Genomic DNA, 582 nt, shown 5'->3' with positions numbered 1-582 from the left:
TTAAGCACCTAATTTAGCAAATAAAAACCGAATAGAAAATCCGCGAGGATTTTCGTAAGTAGGCTAGAACTAGCAATAAATTATATACGGTGTTGTGCACTGTTTTTATTCCGTTTATTTAGTCAATTCCGTTTGTTATTTTTCTTTAAAATATATCTGTCTTTTGCGTGTCCACCTTCATAATATCCAATTCCAGATTTCGGACAATAAATAATTGTCTCAACTAAAAATCCGACAGAATCAGATAGTTTTTCAGATAGGTCGCACTCATATTCATTATTCTCCAAATAGTCGAGTAAAGAGTAACATTCAGTTTCTGCTCCTAATTTTATTAATTCATTATAAATCGGTTCGCTGTATTGTTCATTCGGCTTAATATCTTTCAATACGCTTTTGTCAAATAAAGTAGAAGAGTGAAATTCATTCGTTATTTTCCACCAATTTTTTTCTTTTTTTAGAAATTGAAAAACTCTGTCTTGTTTGTCCTTTTTGACAAAATCTAAAATGAAACTTTCAAATACTTTTTTAATGTCAGTCGAATTTTTATTCATTTTTCGGTTTTTCTCAAATAGTGCACAACGT

General features: G+C 29.9%; 1 protein-coding gene. It reads right to left on the bottom strand.

All coding sequences use genetic code 11. The features are described from left to right. Window positions 1-122: 122 nt before the first annotated feature. Window positions 123-582: hypothetical protein (locus MPF13_RS15510; protein WP_249983675.1), on the bottom strand; the 460-nt coding region annotated here is incomplete at its 5' end.

Origin of the sequence: Polaribacter sp. Z022 (genome assembly GCF_023555495.1) — a bacterium.
Taxonomy (GTDB): Bacteria; Bacteroidota; Bacteroidia; order Flavobacteriales; family Flavobacteriaceae; genus Polaribacter.
This window is presented reverse-complemented; position numbering and strand designations above follow the sequence as displayed.